Origin of the sequence: Allobosea sp. UC22_33, from assembly GCF_042700715.1 — a bacterium.
Taxonomy (GTDB): domain Bacteria; phylum Pseudomonadota; class Alphaproteobacteria; order Rhizobiales; family Beijerinckiaceae; genus Allobosea.
The window spans coordinates 1,726,835-1,744,588 of the sequence record NZ_CP170556.1; the positions used below are offsets into that span (position 1 = coordinate 1,726,835).

General features: G+C 67.7%; 13 protein-coding genes and 1 pseudogene. 6 read left to right on the forward strand and 8 right to left on the reverse strand.

Annotated features, from left to right (window positions below; translation table 11 throughout):
• Positions 1 to 27: 27 nt before the first annotated feature.
• Genes ACFJGT_RS08185 through ACFJGT_RS08200 form a run of 4 tightly spaced genes read right to left on the reverse strand, consistent with a single transcriptional unit; the run spans position 28 to position 3,367 of the window.
• Positions 28 to 1,236 (reverse strand): acyl-CoA dehydrogenase family protein, encoded by a 1,209-nt coding sequence (locus tag ACFJGT_RS08185; protein ID WP_377847714.1) that lies wholly within the window; start codon positions 1,234 to 1,236, stop codon positions 28 to 30.
• A gap of 1 nt (position 1,237) precedes the next feature.
• A complete protein-coding gene (locus ACFJGT_RS08190) occupies positions 1,238 to 2,074 on the reverse strand; it encodes an enoyl-CoA hydratase family protein (RefSeq protein WP_377847716.1) in 837 nt (278 codons plus the stop codon).
• Positions 2,074 to 2,610, reverse strand: coding sequence for a MarR family winged helix-turn-helix transcriptional regulator (locus ACFJGT_RS08195; protein ID WP_377847718.1), 537 nt, complete (start codon positions 2,608 to 2,610; stop codon positions 2,074 to 2,076). Before ACFJGT_RS08195 ends, ACFJGT_RS08190 begins: the two co-directional genes overlap by 1 nt.
• 1 nt (position 2,611) lies before the next feature.
• Complete coding sequence (locus ACFJGT_RS08200; RefSeq protein ID WP_377847721.1) at positions 2,612 to 3,367, reverse strand: SDR family NAD(P)-dependent oxidoreductase; 756 nt, start codon at positions 3,365 to 3,367, stop codon at positions 2,612 to 2,614.
• Positions 3,368 to 3,607: 240 nt separating this feature from the next.
• Here ACFJGT_RS08200 and ACFJGT_RS08205 point away from each other — a divergent pair, with 240 nt between their 5' ends.
• Positions 3,608 to 5,932 carry a bifunctional salicylyl-CoA 5-hydroxylase/oxidoreductase gene (locus ACFJGT_RS08205; protein WP_377847723.1) on the forward strand — a complete coding sequence of 775 codons (2,325 nt, stop codon included), beginning with the start codon at positions 3,608 to 3,610 and terminating at the stop codon, positions 5,930 to 5,932.
• Between the two features lie 8 nt (positions 5,933 to 5,940).
• Here ACFJGT_RS08205 and ACFJGT_RS08210 read toward each other — a convergent pair whose 3' ends face one another.
• Positions 5,941 to 7,203 carry an MFS transporter gene (locus ACFJGT_RS08210; RefSeq protein WP_377847724.1) on the reverse strand — a complete coding sequence of 421 codons (1,263 nt, stop codon included), beginning with the start codon at positions 7,201 to 7,203 and terminating at the stop codon, positions 5,941 to 5,943.
• Positions 7,204 to 7,666: 463 nt separating this feature from the next.
• On the opposite strand from ACFJGT_RS08210, the gene ACFJGT_RS08215 reads away from it, so the two are divergent.
• Positions 7,667 to 8,758 carry a tlde1 domain-containing protein gene (locus tag ACFJGT_RS08215; RefSeq protein ID WP_377847727.1) on the forward strand — a complete coding sequence of 364 codons (1,092 nt, stop codon included), beginning with the start codon at positions 7,667 to 7,669 and terminating at the stop codon, positions 8,756 to 8,758.
• A gap of 224 nt (positions 8,759 to 8,982) precedes the next feature.
• Here the strand turns inward: ACFJGT_RS08215 and ACFJGT_RS08220 are convergent, their stop codons facing one another.
• The 3 genes and pseudogenes from ACFJGT_RS08220 to ACFJGT_RS08230 form a co-directional block, all read right to left on the reverse strand.
• The gene (locus tag ACFJGT_RS08220; protein ID WP_377847729.1) at positions 8,983 to 9,231 is read right to left on the reverse strand and encodes a hypothetical protein; all 249 of its coding nucleotides are present in this window, start codon (positions 9,229 to 9,231) and stop codon (positions 8,983 to 8,985) included.
• A gap of 78 nt (positions 9,232 to 9,309) precedes the next feature.
• Positions 9,310 to 11,929, reverse strand: a pseudogene (gene topA / locus ACFJGT_RS08225) (type I DNA topoisomerase).
• A gap of 217 nt (positions 11,930 to 12,146) precedes the next feature.
• The gene (locus ACFJGT_RS08230) at positions 12,147 to 13,271 is read right to left on the reverse strand and encodes a serine hydrolase domain-containing protein (RefSeq protein WP_377847731.1); all 1,125 of its coding nucleotides are present in this window, start codon (positions 13,269 to 13,271) and stop codon (positions 12,147 to 12,149) included.
• A 139-nt stretch (positions 13,272 to 13,410) separates the two neighbouring features.
• Here ACFJGT_RS08230 and ACFJGT_RS08235 point away from each other — a divergent pair, with 139 nt between their 5' ends.
• From ACFJGT_RS08235 to dprA, 4 genes are all read left to right on the forward strand, one after another.
• Positions 13,411 to 14,355, forward strand: coding sequence for an aspartate carbamoyltransferase catalytic subunit (locus ACFJGT_RS08235; protein ID WP_265059009.1), 945 nt, complete (start codon positions 13,411 to 13,413; stop codon positions 14,353 to 14,355).
• 17 nt (positions 14,356 to 14,372) lie between these two features.
• Complete coding sequence (gene pyrC, locus ACFJGT_RS08240; RefSeq protein WP_377847733.1) at positions 14,373 to 15,689, forward strand: dihydroorotase; 1,317 nt, start codon at positions 14,373 to 14,375, stop codon at positions 15,687 to 15,689.
• 198 nt (positions 15,690 to 15,887) lie between these two features.
• Positions 15,888 to 16,511: a glycerol-3-phosphate 1-O-acyltransferase PlsY gene (plsY, locus tag ACFJGT_RS08245; RefSeq protein WP_377847736.1), complete on the forward strand. Its 624-nt coding sequence runs from the start codon at positions 15,888 to 15,890 to the stop codon at positions 16,509 to 16,511.
• 16 nt (positions 16,512 to 16,527) lie between these two features.
• A complete protein-coding gene (gene dprA / locus ACFJGT_RS08250) occupies positions 16,528 to 17,739 on the forward strand; it encodes a DNA-processing protein DprA (RefSeq protein ID WP_377848947.1) in 1,212 nt (403 codons plus the stop codon).
• Positions 17,740 to 17,754: the final 15 nt, after the last annotated feature.

Sequence of the window (17,754 nt, forward strand, 5' to 3'; positions counted from 1 at the left end):
CCTCGGCCCGATCGGTTGAATCCGCCCCTAACGATCTGCTCTTCCGGCATGTGTCTTGAGCAGGTCGCGCGCGATCACGACCTTCTGGACTTCCGAGGCGCCCTCGTAGATGCGCAGCGCCCGGATTTCCCTGTAGAGTTCCTCCACCTTGACGCCCTTGGTGACGCCGAGCCCGCCATGGATCTGGACGGCCCGGTCGATCACGCGCTGGGCGTTCTCAGTCGCGACGAGTTTCGCCAGCGCCGCTTCGCGGGTGACGCGGGCCGCGCCGCGGTCCTTCGTCCAGGCGGCGCGATAGACGAGGAGGGCGGCGGCATCGACCTCGGCAGCGCTGTCGGCGATCGCCGCCTGCGAAAGCTGGAGATCGCCGAGCGTGCCGCCGAAGAGCTTGCGGCCATTGGCATGGGCCAGCGTCTCGTGCAGCGCCCGGCGCGCGAAGCCGAGCGCGGCGGCGCCGACCGTCGAGCGGAAGATGTCGAGCGTCGCCATCGCGACCTTGAAGCCGTCGCCCGGCCCGCCGATGCGGTTTTCGAGCGGCACCCGGCAGCCCTCGAAACGCAATGTCGCCAGCGGATGCGGCGCGATCACCTCGATGCGCTCCGCGATGGTCAGGCCGGGCGTATCGGCCTCCACCAGGAAGGCGGAGAGCCCGCGGGCACCGGGCGCCTCGCCGGTGCGGGCGAAGACGACATAGTGGTCGGCGATGCCGCCATTCGAAATCCAGCTCTTCTCGCCGTCGATGCGGACATGGGCGTTGCCATCCGGCGTCGCGGTCGTCGCCATGGCGGCGACATCGGAGCCGGCCTCTTTCTCGGAAAGGGCGAAGGCGGCGATACGCTTGCCGGCCGCGACATCCGGCAGGATGCGCTGCTTCATCGCCTCCGAGCCGGCAATGCTGATCGAGCCGGTGCCTAAACCCTGCATGGCGAAGGCGAAATCGGCTAGCCCGTCATGCGCCGCCAGGATCTCGCGGGCGAGGCAGAGCGTGCGCACATCGAGCTTGTCGGCGAGCCCGCCATAGGCCGCCGGCACGGCAGCCTTCAGGAAGCCGGCAGCGCCCAAGGCCGCGACGCGCGCCCGGCAGGCCTCGTCGACATCGTCGTGAGGCAGGTCGGCGAGATAGGAATCGGCCCAACCCGAGAGCTCCGTGGCGAAGGCGCGGTGGCTCTCCCCAAAGAACGGCCAGTCCAGCGTGTCGCCGAGAATGTCGAGGCCGAGCGGAGAAGCGCTGCCCATCTCAGTTGCCCTCGAAGACCGGCTTCTGCTTGTTGGCGAAGGCGTGATAGGCGCGGGAAAAGTCCTCGGTCTGCATGCACAGCGCCTGCGCCACGGCCTCGGCCTCGATCGCGCTCTCGACCGACATCGCCCATTCCATTTCGAGCATGCGCTTGGTCATGGCGTTGGCGAAGGTCGGCCCGTCCGCCAGCTCGGTGGCGAGCGTCTGAGCCTCCGCCAGCACGGCTTCGGATGCGCAAAGCCGGTTGAGGAAGCCCCAGCGCTCGGCTTCCTCGCCCTTGAGCACGCGGCCGGTATAGAGCAGCTCGGCGGCGCGGCCCTGGCCGATGATGCGCGGCAGCATCGCGCAGGCGCCCATGTCGCAACCGGCAAGGCCGACGCGGTTGAACAGAAAGGCGATCTTGGCTCCGGCCGTGCCGAGCCGCAGGTCGGAGGCCATCGCGATGATCGCGCCCGCGCCGGCGCAGACGCCGTCGATCGCGGCGACGATCTGCTGCGGGCAGGCGCGCATCGCCTTGACCAGCTCGCCGGTCATACGGGTGAATTTCAGCAGGTCCTTGGTCTCCATCGCGACCAGCGGCCCGATGATCTCGAAAACGTCGCCGCCCGAGGAGAAATTGCCGCCAGCGCCGGTGACGACGATCGCCTTGACCGCCTCCTCCTTCTGCGCAGCGAGGAAGAAATCCGTGAGTTCGCGATAGCTTGCGAAGGTCAGCGGATTCTTTTTCTCAGGCCGGTTCAGCGTCACCGTCGCGACCTTGCCGGAGACCGAGAGGCTGAAATGCTCCGGCGTGAAACCCGCCAGCGGCAAGGTGGTGGCATTGGCGATCTCTGCCATCAGGCATCTCCCTTGGCGGCGTCTTCGGCCCGCCCCGCGATGGCGCGATGCAGCGAGGTTTTGGTTTGTCCGAGCAGCCGGAACAACTGTCCGCGGTCGGCCTGCTCGAGCCCGGCGAACAATTCGGCGATCCAGTCCTCATGGCGCTCGGCCATGGCGCGGAAGACCTTGCGGCCCTGTGCCGTCAGCGTGAGGATCTGTACCCGCCGGTCCTGCGGGGCGGAGCGCTTGTCGACGAGCCCGTCCGTCACGAGGCCTGCGACGACGGCGGTGACATTGCCGTTCGAGACCATCAGGCGCTGCGAGACCTCGCCGACCGTCATGCCGACCGCAGTCTTGTCGAGCTGCGCCATCAGGTCGAAACGCGGCAGCGTGGTCTTGAATTCCTCGCGCAGGCGGTTGCGGATCTCGGTCTCGATCAGAGTCGAGCAGGTCAGCATCCGCAACCAGAGGCGCAACTCGTCCTTGTGGTCGCCGGGGCGCTCGCTGGCCTTGGTCTCGCGGTCGAGGATCAGGGAAGAGGAGGGCGTCTCCATCTCAGAACTCCCCGCCATTGACGAGCAGCGACTGGCCGGTGACGGCGTCGCTGCCCGGCCCGCAAAGATAGAGTACGGCCGCCGCGACCTCTTCCGGCGCGATCAAACGGCCCTGCGGGTTGTCCTTGATCATCGCCGCCAGCGCATCCTCGCGGCTCTTGCCGGTCTTGGCCGCGACAGTGTCGATGCTGGCGGTCGCCATGTCGGTATCGGCATAGCCGGGGCAGACGGCGTTGACGGTGACGCCGGAGCGCGCCGTCTCCAGCGCCAGCGATTTCACCAGCCCGACGACGGCATGCTTCGCCGCCACATAGGCGCTGACATAGGGATAGCCGCGATGTCCTGCGGTGGAGGCGATCGCGATCAACCGGCCCTGACGCTTTTCCAGCATGGCCGGCAGCGCGGCATGGAACAGGTTGACCGTGCCGATCAGGTTGATGTCGAGCATGCGGCGGAAGCGCTCGCTGTCGCTGCGCATGAACGGACCGGTCTCGACCGCGCCGGCATTGGCAACGGCGATGTCGAAGGCATGCTGGCGGGAGAGCTGGTCGAGTGCAGCGGATACCGAGGCTTCGTCGCGCACGTCGCAAGCCGCAAAATCGGCGGCGACGCCGTTGGCGACGGCCTCCCGCAGGGTCGCTTCGTCGCGCCCGAGGATGCTGACCCGCGCGCCGGCTGCCGTCAGCGCGGCGGCGATGGCCCGGCCGATGCCGCGTCCGCCACCCGTTACCAATGCACGCCGTCCCTGCAGTGTCATGGCCGCTCGACCTCCGACAGCAAATATATTTTAAGTCTGAAGGAATTTGCAAGCGCTCTGGCTCGGGTCGGGAAATGCCGCCATCCCGCAGTGCAAAATCCCATGTGGGCCCGGCGTTTCACGGTATGCAGCGCTCGCGTGACGGCCAGAGGCGTCGCAAAAGCCTCTTGAGTTCGAAAATATTTTAGGCTTAAAATAATTCCTTAAGCCGGGTCGGCCGGCTCCCGAATGGAGGCGTCGATGCGTATCGCGGTCGTGGGCGGAGGGCCGGCGGGGCTCTATTTCGCGCTGCTGATGAAGCGGGACTGGCCGGAGCTGACGGTCGATGTCTTCGAGCGCAATCAGCCGGACGACACCTTCGGCTTCGGCGTCGTCTTCTCCGACCAGACGCTCGACACCTTCAGGGCGGCGGATGCGCAGAGCTATGCCGCGATCCGCGACAACTTCGCCTACTGGGACGATATCGAGATCCACTTCAAGGGCGATATCTTCCGCGTGCCCGGCAACGGCTTCTGCGGCTGCTCGCGCCGGTCGCTGCTGATGCTGGTGCAGGCGAGGGCACGCGAGCTCGGCGTCAACCTGCATTTCGGGCAGGACATCGCCGATGCCGAGACCTTGAAGCGCGATTACGATCTCGTCGTCGGCGCCGACGGTATCAACAGCCGCATCCGCGAGAACTGGCGCGAGCGCTTCCAGCCGCAGACCGACCTGCGCCCGAACCACTTCACCTGGATGGGCTCGACCCGCCCCTTCGACGCCTTCACCTTCTTCTTCAAGGAGACGGAGCACGGCGTCTTCATCGCCCATTGCTACCAGTACGAGGCCGGCCGCTCGACCTGGGTGCTGGAGACCGATCCCGAGACCTTCGCGAAGGCCGGCCTCGGCGCGATGGACGAGGCGCAATCGGCCGCCTTCCTCGAAGGCGTCTTCGCGGAGGAACTCGAAGGCCACAAGCTCATCACCAACCGCTCGCTCTGGCGCAATTTCCCGATGATCCGCTGCCGCAACTGGGTGGTCGAGAACATCGTGCTGATCGGCGACGCCAAGGCGACGGCGCATTTCTCGATCGGCTCCGGCACCAAGCTCGCGATGGAAGACGCCATCGCCCTGCACAAGGCGATGGGGCAGGCGAAGCTCGATGTCACTGCGGGCCTGAAGCTGTTCGAGACGCAGCGCCGCGAGGAGGTCGAGAAGACCCAGCACGCGGCGGATGTCTCGCTCGTCTGGTTCGAGGAATTGAAGCGCTTCTGGGATTTCGAACCGCTGCGCTTCGCCTTTGGCCTGATGACCCGCTCCAAGGCGATTACCTACGACAACCTCGCCCTGCGCGCCCCGGAGATGGTCACGGCCGTCGACAAGCTCGTCGCCGATGGCCTCGGCGATCTGGCAAAGCGGCGCAAGAATGGCTCACCGGTGCCGCCGGCCTTCCAGCCCTTCAAGCTGCGCGAGATGCGGGTCGAGAACCGCATGACGCTCTCGCCGATGTGCCAGTACTCGGCTGAGGACGGCCTGCCGGGCGACTGGCACCTGATGCATTACGGCTCGCGCGCCATTGGCGGCCCAGGCCTCATCTTCACCGAGATGACCTGCGTCGCGCCCGATGCCCGGATCACCCCCGGCTGCACCGGCCTGTGGAACGACGAGCAGGAAGCCGCCTGGAAGCGGATCGTCGGTTTTGTCCATGCAAATTCCGCTGCGAAGATCTGTCTCCAGCTCGGCCATGCCGGCCGCAAGGGCGCGACCAGGCTGATGTGGGAGGGCATGGACCGCCCGCTGCCGGAAGGCGCCTGGCCGATCATCTCGGCTTCGCCGCTGCCCTATTATCCGGAAAGCCAGGTGCCGCGGGAAATGACCCGCGCCGACATGGACCGGGTCAAGGCCGAGTTCGTCGCCGCCGCCGAACGGGGGATGCGCGCCGGCTTCGACATGCTGGAATTGCACTGCGCCCATGGCTATCTGCTCGCGAGCTTCCTCTCGCCGCTGACCAACAAGCGCACCGACGCGTACGGTGGCTCGGTCGAGAACCGCCTGCGCTATCCGCTCGAGGTCTTCCGGGCGCTGCGCGAGGCCTGGCCGCGCGAGAAGCCGATCTCAGTGCGCATCTCCGCCACCGACTGGGTCGAGGGCGGCCTTTCGGCGGCTGATTCCGTCGCCATCGCCGAAGCCTTCGCCACCGAGGGCTGCGATCTCGTCGATGTCTCGACCGGCCAGACCGCGCGGGAGTCCCGGCCGGTCTATGGCCGCATGTTCCAGACGCCGTTCTCGGACCGCATCCGCAACGAGGCGCAGGTCGCGACCATGTGCGTCGGCAACATCACCACGGCCGATCAGGTCAATACCATCATCGCGGCCGGCCGCGCCGACCTCGTCGCGCTCGGACGCCCGCATCTGGCCGATCCGTCCTTCGTGCTGCGTGCCGCCGCCTGGTACGGTGTCGATATCGACCAGCCGGTGCAGTACGGGCCCGGCAAGGACCAGCTCATGCGCAACACCCCGCGCGAGCGTCAGGACCTGGAAGAGCTCAAGCTCAAGGCCAAGCCGAGCCGCCACGCGGTCGCGAAATAGGCGAGGGCCTACTTGCCTTCGGCCTCGCTCCGGCGTCCCGAAGGCGAGACGTCGGGGATGGTCGGCGCCATCGGCTTGCGCTCGCCGAACGGATTGGCCGAGGGCGGATTGCGCCGCAGGCGGAAGGCGAGATAAGCCGCGGCCGCCGCCGAAAGCACGCCGAGATAGGCCAGGAGCCCGTTCGGCCCCACCGCCTGCATAAAGGCGGCGGCGACCAGGGGGCCGATCGCCGAGCCCACCGCCCAGAGGAAGAGCAATTGCGCGGAGAGGCCGAGCGCGCGTTCGCGGCCGAGCCGGAAATAGGCATGGGCCACGGCCACGGTGTAGATCGGCATCGCGCCGGCGCCGATCAGGGCGAAGAGCCCGAACAGCCAGAAGCGCGTATGGGGAACGGAGAACCAGAGCACCGCTCCGAGCGCCAGCGAGCAGAGCACGACGGAGACGGTGGCGCTCAGCATGATCTTGCGGCTGTCCACGCGGTCCGCCAGCAGCCCGAGCGGCCATTGCAGCACGAGCGCGCCGATCTGGATGCCCGCCGTCAGCAGGATCGCCCAGGCCTGATCGAGCCCGATCAGGATGCCATAGGCCGGTGCGATATTGGTCAGCGCGCCGCCCATCAGCCCGACATAGAGGCAGCCGATCACCGAGGCCGGCGCGTATTGCCACATCGTGTTGAGCCGCACCGAGACGACCTCGCCCGATTCAGGCCCCTTGGCGCGGGTCATGCCGACCGGGATCAGCGCGATCGAGAAGGTCGCGCTCGCCAGCAGGAAGATGTCGTGAGACTGCAGCGAGACATAGCCGACGCCGATCTGCGAGCCGATCAGCGCGAGGCGGTTGAGGATCTGGTAGAAGCCGAACAGGCGTCCGCGCTGGCCGGCCTTGGCCTGGCCGCTGATCCAGCTCTCGATGCAGATCGCATGGCCGGCGCCGGCGAAGCCCATCCCCAGCCGCGAGATGCCCCAGATATCGAGCGGCGTCAGCGCGAAGCTGATGGTGAAGACCGCTTGCAGCGCCGCGAAGACGCCGAAGGCGCGGATATGCCCGACGCGGCGGATGAAGGTTGGGACCACGAAGCAGCCGGCGAGGAAGCCGACGGAATAGGCCGAGCCGACGAGGCCGATCAGCAGCGGCGCCTTCTGCTCCAGCGCCATCTTCAGTGGCACGACCGTGTTCACGATGGTCGAGGCGATCTGCAGGATCAGCGCGCCGCTGACGATCGCGCCGAGCGCTGCGACGGAGCTTGTTCTCGGCTCGGCTGGCTGGCTCACGGCGGTCCCGGCCTCCGACGCAGGCGCATCGGAATCCCGCGATTCCGGCGGCTGCAACTCCTGCGGTTGCGATGCTTGCGACATATCCGATTCGAAGGCCGGTTTGGGGAAAAATGGGCTGGGATTGCAGCCTTGCCGGAAAAGATGGGCCAATCGGGGCAGGCTACGAAAAATCCTCGTCTTTCTTCCTCCATCCCGCGGACTCGATCGCGCCGCCTTTTGATGGTCAGGGAGGCCCGCGCCGAAGCCACCTTCCGCCGCGCGCGAAACGCGAAAATTTATCGATGCGGTTCACCGGCGATTAACCAAGGCAGCGCCTTATCGATACGGAACGACGTTTGGGTTCTCCCGGCATGCTCTGTCACCTCGCGACGTGTATCGCGCCTCCCTTGGTAGAGGCGCGGGCCGCGAAGCTGTGCCTGCGGCCGCCGGGCGTGGCGTAAGTGTATCGAGAGTGCGGCGGATGACCTATGCGACCTATGTCCGGGAAGGTGGCGCGCCTTATGTGCGGCCTCGCCGTCGCCGCCGGCCCCTGCTGAAGGGGCTTTTCCTTGCCATCGCCCTGAGCGGTGGCGCCATGTCCGGCTTCTGGATGCTGGGGCAGGGCGCGCCCGGCACCGATACGACCAGCGCCCCCTCCGCAACCGCCCGAAAGGCCGCGGCCTCCCGCGTCGCGCAGCAGCAGGCGCCGGCCTATAGCGGCCTGCTTGACCCCGCTCTGTCGGGCGGCAAGGGCGCTTCCTTCGTTCAGGGCGCTCCCGCTCGTTCCGCCTTCCAGCCCACGGCTCCGTCACCGTCCTCCCTCGCCGCTATCGCTCCCGCCGAGCCCGCCTTGCCGCTGCCGCCGCAGCCTCCGGTCACGCTGGCGGAGAGGGCGGCGCCCATACCGGTGCCGCGCCCGCTCGACCTGCTGCCAAAGGCCGAGCCCCAGCAGCTTCAGCCGCAGGCTCAGCCGCGCGTCGCCCAGCCGGGCACGTCGCGCCGCAACCGCACGGCGGCGGTCGCGCCGACGCCCGAGGACAACCGCAATTTCTTCGAGAAGCTCTTCGGCGTGCAGAAGCAGGCCGAGCCGACTGGTCCCGCGCTTGCCTATGCCGCGCCGCAGGACGACATCGTCGACCGCGGCCGCATCACCCGCCTCAGCCCCTCGATCGGCACGCCGCCGCGCACCGCCGAGGCCGGCACGGCGATCTACGATATCGCCGCCAAGATGGTCTACATGCCGAATGGCGAGCGCCTGGAGGCTCATTCCGGCTTCGGCGAGATGATGGACGATGTCCGCTACGCCCATGTCCGGATGAAGGGCGTGACCCCGCCGCACACCTATACGCTGACCGAGCGCGAGGCGCTGTTTCATGGCGTGCGCGCAATCCGCCTGAACCCGGTCGGCGGCAGCGGCGCGATCCATGGCCGCGCCGGGCTGCTCGCCCACACTTACCTGCTCGGGCCGCGCGGCGACTCGAATGGCTGCATCTCGTTCAAGGACTATGACCGTTTCCTGCAGGCTTTCCTGCGCGGCGAGGTCAGGCGGATCAGGGTGGTCGCGAGCCTCTGATCGGAGGCCACGAGGCGAGACCCTTCGGCACCTGATCGCGTTTCGGCGAGTGCCGCCTTGTCATTCCGGGGCTTCGCGTAGCGAAGAACCCGGAACCCACGACCGGGCGAGCCATTCGCAACCGAACACTTTGCGTCTCACACTGTCGTGGGTTCCGGGTTCACGCCTGCGGCGCGCCCCGGAATGGCAAGGGCTCAGATCAAGAACGAATGCTGTAGCAAGCCTTATGACTGCCTCTGACGGTTAGCGATCCGCAGCGCGATCCCCGTCGCAGCCAGAACGCAGCCCAGCACGAAGGGCGGGACGAAGACCATAAGGGCTTCGGTATCCTCCCAGCGAAAGCGGAAGCGGGAGAGGCTGCAACCGCCGGAAGCCAGGCCGCAGGCGAAGAGGTTGAGCCCGACCCAGCCCGCGAATGCGACGAGGCAGAGAACAGCCCCGCCCCCGATCAGAAGCCAGATCGCAAGCCGCATTCAGGCCGCTCCGCGAAGCCGCGCCGCAGTCAGCCGCGCGCGGCCTTCGGCGCCTTCTTCGGAGCCGGCTCGGCCTCATCAGCTTTTCTTGGCAGGGGCCTTCTTCGCGGCAGGCTTCTTCGCAGGCGCCTTGGCCTTGGCTGCACCAGCCGCGGCTTTCGGCTTGCCCTTGCCGCCCTTCGCCTCGGCCTTGGCGTTCGCCAGCTCGATCGCCTGTTCCAGCGTGATGCTCTCGGCCGTCATCGTCTTGGGCAGGGTCGCGAAGATCTTGCCCCAGGCGACATAGGGGCCGTATTTGCCGGCTCTGACCTCCAGGGCGCCGCCGGCGGGATGGTCGCCGAGCGCCCGGCCCGGCGTCGCCGCCCGGCCGCCGCGCCCGCCGCCGCTCTCCTTGGCGACGATCAGGTCGATGGCGCGGTTGGCGCCGAGCTCGAGCACGTCGTCGTCCTTGTCGATATTGGCGTAGACCTTGCCGTGCTGGACGTAAGGCCCGAAGCGCCCGATGCCGACGAGGATCGGCTCGCCGCTCTCGGGATGCCGGGCGACCTCGCGCGGCAGCGAGAGCAGGGCGAGCGCCTTATCCAGCGTGACGCTCGACGGGCTCATGCCCTTGGGCAGGCTGGAGCGCTTGGGCTTCTCGCCCTCGCCGAGCTGGATATAGGGGCCGAAGCGGCCGTCGCGCAGCGTGACTTCGAGATTGGTCACGGGATCGGTGCCGAGGATGCGCACGCCCGGCGCGCCCTGGCCGCCCTCGGCGCTAGCCTCGCCATCCGCGGCGGGGACGGAGAGGGGGCGCGTATAGCGGCATTCCGGATAGTTCGAGCAGCCGACGAAGGCGCCGAACTTGCCGAGCTTCAGCGAAAGCTGGCCGTTGCCGCAGGTCGGGCAGACCCGCGGATCGGAACCATCGGCCTTCTGCGGGAAGATATACTCGCCGAGGATGCCGTTCAGCGCCTCGAGCACGTCACCGACGCGCAGGTCCTTGGTCTCGCCGATCGAGGCCTGGAATTCCTCCCAGAATTCACGCAGCAGCGCCTTCCAGTCGATCTCGGCATTGGAGACGCGGTCGAGTTTCTCTTCCAGATTCGCCGTGAAATCGAACTCGACATAGCGCTTGAAGAAGCTCTCCAGGAACGACGTGACCAGCATGCCCTTGTCCTCGGGCACGAGGCGCTTCTTGTCGATGCGGACATATTCGCGGTCGCGCAGCGTCGAGAGCGTCGCGGCATAGGTCGAGGGCCGGCCGATGCCGAGCTCTTCCATGCGCTTGACCAGGCTCGCTTCCGAGAAGCGCGGCGGCGGCTCGGTGAAATGCTGGTCGGCGGCAATAGTGCGCTTCTCCAGCTTGTCGGCAGCCTTCATCGCCGGCAGCTTCTTGCTGTCCTCGTCCTCCTCGTCGTCGCGGCTTTCCTGGTAGAGCGTCAGGAAGCCGTCGAAGAGCACGACCTGTCCGGAGGCGCGCAGGTCGAGGTTGCGGGTGCCGACCTTGGCCGCGATATCGACCGTGGTGCGTTCCATCTCGGCCGATTCCATCTGGCTCGCGATGGTGCGCTTCCAGATCAGCTCGTAGAGCTTGGCCTGCTCGGGTTCGAGCTGGCGCGCGACCATGGCCGGCAGCCTTGCGAGATCGGTCGGGCGGATGGCCTCGTGGGCCTCCTGCGCGTTCTTGGCCTTGACCATGTATTTGCGCGGGGAATTCGGCACGTATTTCGCGCCGAATTCCTTGCCGATGACGTTGCGCGCCGCCGTGATCGCCGAGCCGTCCATGTCGACGCCGTCGGTACGCATATAGGTGATCAGGCCGACGGTCTCGCCGCCGATATCGACACCTTCATAGAGCCGCTGGGCGAGCTGCATCGTCCGCGCCGGGGCGAGGCCGAGCTTGCGCGAGGCCTCCTGCTGCAGCGTCGAGGTCTGGAAGGGCGGCTGCGGGTGGCGCTTGACCGGCTTGGCCTCGACCTCACTGACGGTGAAGAGCGCGGTTTCCAGCGCAGCCTTGAAGGCCTTGGCCTCCTCCTCGTTGCCGATATCGAGCCTTGTGATCTTCTTGCCGTCGGCGCCGACGAGGCGGGCCTCGAAGGTCTGGCCGGAGGCGGTCGCGAGCGTCGCGACCAGCGACCAGTACTCACGGGCTCGGAAGGCCTCGATCTCGCGCTCGCGGTCGCAGACGAGTTCGCAAAGCAACGGACTGCACGCGGCCGGCCGAGCGGGCGCCCGGCAGCTTGCGCCACAGCACCGGCGAGAGCGTGAAGCCGACGAGATAATCGAGCGCCCGGCGCGCCAGATAGGCATCGACCAGTGCCTGGTCGATCGCACGCGGGTTGGCCAGCGCCTTCTGCACGGCGTCCTTGGTGACGGCGTTGAAGGTGACGCGCTCGACCGGGATGCCCTTCAGCACCTTCTTCTGGTTCAGCGCCTCCAGCACATGCCAGGAGATCGCTTCGCCCTCGCGATCCGGGTCGGTTGCGAGGATCAGCTTCTCGGCGCCCTTCACGGCGCGCGCGATCTCGGCGACCTGCTTGGCGCCGCGGCCCTCGATCTCCCACTTCATCGCGAAGTCGTTGTCGGGCTCGACCGAGCCGTCCTTGGCCGGCAGGTCGCGGATATGCCCGAACGAGGCGATGACCTCGTAGTCGGAGCCCAGGTATTTGTTGATCGTCTTGGCCTTGGCCGGCGACTCGACGACGAGGAGCTTCATGATTTTCGTGTCTCGATGACAGCCTTGATCAGAGCGCGGAGCCGGCCCTGAAGGACGGTCCCGCGACCCGCAAGACCGCTGCGGTTCGGATTTGCGCGCGAAAGTGGTTCAGCGCGCTGCCTGTGTCAAACCCCGAATGGGTGGTGACGACGATCGCCGGCCCGCTGATGCAGCGGTGAGACATGGGGGCGGTCGCAGGCTTTGCAAGGCTGGGGCGTCAGCCCCGCGCCGCCACCAGCCGGTCGATGAAGGCGTCGGTCTGGGCGCCGTTGATCCAGCGCAGCACCGCGACGACATCCTGCGCCGGATCGACCCAGATCACGTTGCTGCCGGCGCCGAGCGCCGAGAAGGACGCGGCCGGCACGCCGGGCCGCGCCGCCAGCCACCAGAGATAGCCGTAATTCGTCAGGGTGGGAGAGGGCGTCAGCATGCGCTTCACCCATTCCCGCGACAGAATCTGCCGGCCGCCCCAGTCGCCCTGCCGGCCGATCAGCAGGCCGAAGCGGGCATGGTCGCGCGCGCCGATGAACAGCCCGCCGCCCCAATGGCCGCCGCCCGGCACCGACTGGATCGAGCGCCCGTCGATATCCGTGAACGAGGTGCTGTAGCCCTCCCAGCGCCAATCCGGCGAGGCGCCGATCGGGTCCATGATCCGCTCGCGCAGCACCTCCGGCAACGGCCGGCGGAAGCGTTCGAGCAGGGCGTAGCTCAGCACGTTCACCCGCACGTCGTTATATTCGTAGAAGCTGCCGGGCGTCTTGAGCTCGCGGCGCTGGCCCTTGCGGCTGTTGTCGGCGCCGGGGCCGATCTGGCGGTTATGGTCGACCTGGTCGGATTTGCCGAAGATCTCGCCCTGCCATTCGCTCGACTGCTGCAGCAGGTGCCGCCAGGTGATCTGGCCGTTATGCGCCCCGGAGAAGACCGGGCCGGAGACCGTCGCGCCGACCGCCTCGTCCACATCCTTGATCAGCCCATCGTCGAAGGCGATGCCGGCGAGCACGGCGAGATAGCTCTTGGCGATCGAGAAGGTCATGTCGGTGCGGGCGGTGTCGCCCCATTCGGCGACGATGCGACCGCCTTTCAGGATGAGGCCGGCCGGGCCGCCGCGCTCGCGCACGGGGCCGACGATCTCCGTCCAGGGCCCGCTCTCGTTCCACTCGCGATTTCCGACATAGCTGCCGTCCGGATAGTAGAGGCTGCGCGGCCAGGGGCTTTCCTGCGCGCGGGCGAAATCGACCGCTTCCTTCAGCCTGTCCGGGTCGAAGCCGGCCTTGGCGGGCGGGATCGTCTGCCAGAGGGCGCCATCGGGGGCGGGGACGAAGGCATCGGTCGGGCTGGACAAGGCGATATCCTCACGCACAGCGGAAAACCCGATTGGTAGCGCCGTTCCGTCGAAAGCTCCACGACCCACAGGACATGTGCCCTCCCGGTTCGGAGCGGCTTGCGCCATCAACGACTCGCGCCTAAACAGCCTGCTTCAAATGACATCGCCAGCACCGCTCTATCCGCACCGCCATCTCCTCGGGATCGAGGGGTTGTCCCATCTGGACATCGAAGCGCTATTGGACAGGGCGGAGGACTATGTCTCCCTCTCCCGGCAGGTCGAGAAGAAGACGACCGCCCTGCGCGGCCGCACCCAGATCAACCTGTTCTTCGAGCCCTCGACGCGGACGCAGGCCTCCTTCGAGCTCGCCGGAAAGCGCCTCGGCGCCGACGTGATGAACATGTCCGTCGCCTTCTCTTCCGTAAAGAAGGGCGAGACCCTGATCGACACCGCTGCGACGCTGAGCGCGATGCGTCCCGACATCATCGTCGTGCGCCACCATGCGGCGGGCGCGGTCAACCTGCTCGCCCGCAAGGTCGGCTGCTCGGTGATCAATGCCGGCGACGGCGCCCATGAGCATCCCACACAAGCCCTGCTCGACGCGCTGACGATCCGCCGCAACAAGGGCCGCATCCAGGGCCTGACGGTGGCGATCTGTGGCGACATCCTGCATTCGCGCGTCGCCCGCTCCAACATCATCCTGCTGAACGCGTTGGGCGCGAAAGTCCGGCTGATCGCGCCGACGACGCTGCTGCCGCCCGGCATCGAGCGCATGGGCGTCGAGATCTTCACCGACATGAACAAGGGTTTGGAGGGCGCCGACATCGTCATGATGCTGCGCCTCCAGCTCGAGCGCATGAACGGCGCCTTCGTGCCGTCGGCGAAGGAGTATTTCCGCTATTACGGGCTCGACCAGGAGAAGCTGGCGCGCGCTCAAGCTGACGCGCTGGTGATGCATCCGGGCCCGATGAATCGCGGCGTCGAGATTTCGTCGGCCGTCGCCGACGGCGCCCAGTCGCTGATCCGCGAGCAGGTCGAGATGGGCGTCGCCGTCCGCATGGCGGTGCTCGACGCGCTCGCCCAGCACCTGCCGAATGTCTGAGCGTAAAGAGACCGAACATGGCTGACACGCAGGACATGACGTCGAGAGACTTGGCAATCGTCAACGCGCGCCTGATCGACTCGGCCACCGGGCGCGAGGGCACAGGCTCTATCCTGATCCGCAACGGCGCGATCGCCTCGGTCGAATGGCAGGGCGCGCCTGCCACGGGCGAGGGCGTGCGCCGCATCGATGCCAAGGGCCAGGTGCTGACTCCGGGCCTCGTCGATCTCCGCGCCTTCCTCGGCGAGCCCGGCGCCGAATTCCGCGAGACGCTCGGCACCGGTTCGCAGGCGGCCGCTGCTGGCGGCGTGACCACGGTGGTCTGCCGCCCGGACACCAACCCGGTGATCGACGACCCCGCGATCATCGATTTCGTCAAGCGCCGCGCCCGCGACAAGGCCGTCGTCAACGTCCTCTCCTGCGCCGCCCTGACCAAGGGATTGGAGGGCAAGGAGATCACGGAGTTCGGCCTGCTGCTGGAAGCAGGCGCGGTCTCCTTCTGCGATGGCGCCAAGGGCCTGCGCAATCCGCAGGTCATGCGCCGCGCCATGATCTATGCCCGCAATTTCGACGCCCTCATCATGAACCATGTCGAGGACCCAGACCTGCGCGGCTCCGGCGTGATGAACGACGGCGAATTCGCCAGCCGCAAGGGCCTGCCGGGCATTCCGATCGAGGCCGAGACGGTGATGCTGGAGCGCGACATCCGCCTCGCCCGCGCAACCGGCGCCCGGTATCATGCCGCGATGATCTCCTGCGCCGAATCGGTCGAGATCGTGCGCCGCGCCAAGCAGGACGGCGTGCGCGTCACCTGCGGCGTCTCGATTAACAACCTGACCCTCAACGAGAACGACGTCGGCGAGTACCGCACCTTCTGCAAGGTCACGCCGCCTTTGCGCCATGAGGATGACCGCCTCGCCATGGTCGCGGCCCTGGCCGAGGGCGTGATCGACGTCGTCGTCTCCGATCACGATCCGCAGGACGTCGAGACCAAGCGCCAGCCCTTCTCCGAATGTGCCGATGGCGCGCTCGGCATCGAGACGATGCTCTCGGCCGCCCAGCGCATGGTTCAGGCCGGGCAGATCGATCTGCCGCGACTGCTCGCCGCGCTCTCGGCGCGGCCGGCCGCGCTGATCGGCTTGTCCGCCGGCAGGCTTGCCGTCGGCGCGCCGGCCGATCTCGTGCTGTTCGATCCCGAGGCGCCCTTCGTCGTCGACAAGCGCAAGCTCAAGTCGCGCGCCAAGAACTCGCCCTTCGACGAGGCGCGCCTGGAAGGCATCGTCGCCACAACCTTCGTCGGCGGCCGGGTAGTCTACGAGGCCGAGCCGGGCTGAGTTCTCTAATATGCCCCCGAGGGTCATCCCGGGCGGAGCGAAGCGGAGACCCGGGATCCATGCCTGAACCTTTCCCGGGGACGCTCCGGAATGGATCCCGGATCGGCGCGGCTTTGCCGCTTGTCCGGGATGACGGCGCACTTTCTATTCGCGACGGCGGGTTCTATCGTGGCTGCGCTGAACCGGGCGAGGGGTTGAATGGCTGAGACGTTGAACTGGGGCCTTTCCGGCCCCGCCACGCTGATTGCCCTCGTCGTCGGCTATCTCTTCGGCTCGATCCCCTTCGGCATCATCCTGACCAAGCTCGCCGGCGGGCCGGACCTGCGCAGCATCGGCTCGGGCAATATCGGCGCGACCAACGTCCTGCGCACCGGCAACAAGAAGCTCGCGGCTGCGACCCTCGTCGGCGACATGCTGAAAGGCACGGTCGCGGTCCTCGTCGGGGCGCGCTTCCTCGGCGGCCCGGAGGCGGCGCTGGCGGCGGGTGTCGGCGCCTTTCTCGGCCATCTCTTTCCGGTCTGGCTGGGCTTCAAGGGCGGCAAGGGCGTCGCGACCTATATCGGCGTGCTGATCGGCGTGAAGGCCTCGATCGCGCTGGTCTTCGCCGCAATCTGGCTGAGCCTGGCCTATCTGTTCCGCTATTCCTCGCTCGCGGCGCTGGTCGCGAGCGTGCTGACGCCGCTCCTGCTCTGGTTCTGGGTCGGAATGCCCAAGGCCGCGCTCGTCATGGCCGGGCTCACCGTCCTGCTCTGGATCATGCACCGGGAGAACATCGCCCGGTTGCTGGCCGGGCGCGAAGGCAAGATCGGCCAGAAGGGCTGACAGGGATATGGCTGGGATCGTCCTCTCCGATCGCCAGCGTCTCGATTGGTTGCGGCTGATCCGCAGCGAGAGCATCGGCCCGCGCAGCTTTCGCTCGCTGATGAACCGTTTCGGCGGTGCGGCAGGGGCGCTGGATGAGCTGCCGGACCTTGCCAGACAGGCCGGCCGGCGCATCCGCATCTGCCCGGCGGATGAGGCGGAGCGCGAGTTCGAGGGCTTGTCGCGCCTCGGCGGCCGTTTCATCGCGCTCGGCGAGGCCGGCTATCCCATTCCGCTGCAGGCGATCGATTCGGCGCCGCCCTTGCTGGCCGTGATCGGGCGCGTCGAGACCTTGCAGAGGCCGGGCGTCGCGCTCGTCGGCTCGCGCAATGCCTCGGCCGCCGGGATGAAATTCACCGCCCGGCTCGCGCGCGATCTCGGCGAGGCCGATTTCACGGTGGTGTCGGGCCTGGCGCGCGGCATCGACACGGCCGCTCACGAAGCGAGCCTGGAGACCGGCACCGTCGCCGTGCTCGCCGGCGGGCTCGACGAGATCTATCCGCCGCAGAACATCCCGCTCGCCCGTCGCCTTTTGGAGCGCGGCGCGCTCGTCAGCGAGATGCCGCTCGGTTGGGTCGCCCGCGCCCGCGACTTCCCAAGGCGTAACCGCCTGGTCTCAGGCCTGTCGCTCGGCACCGTCGTGGTCGAGGCGGCGCGCCGCTCGGGCTCGCTGATCACCGCGCGCTTCGCCAACGAGCAGGGCCGGCTGGTCTTCGCCGTGCCCGGCTCGCCGCTCGACCCGCGCGCCGAGGGCGGCAATCACCTCATCCGGGAAGGTGCGACGCTCTGCGCCGAGGCCGCGCATGTCATCGAGGCTCTGCAGCCCTTGCGCCAGCGCGAGCTCGACCTGTCACCGCGACCCAGACTCATGCGCGAAGCCGTTGGCGAACCAGCTCCCGAGGCGATGTGGGACGAGCTCGACCTGCCCGAGATCATGCCGGCGCCCGGCTATGCCCGGCACGAGGATGGCTTCGAGCTGCAGCCTGCCTCGTCGTTGCGAACGGCCGGCGCGGCCGATCCCGGCCGTCTCGTGCTCGACCTCCTTGGGCCGACGCCGGTCCCGCTCGACGATCTCGTCCGTGCCAGCGGGCTCGCTGCCGGCGAGGTCGGCCATGTCCTGCTCGAGCTGGAACTCACGGGCGCAATCAGGCGCCATCCCGGCGGAACCCTGTCGCGCCTCGCCCCCTGAAACGCAGCGCCTTCG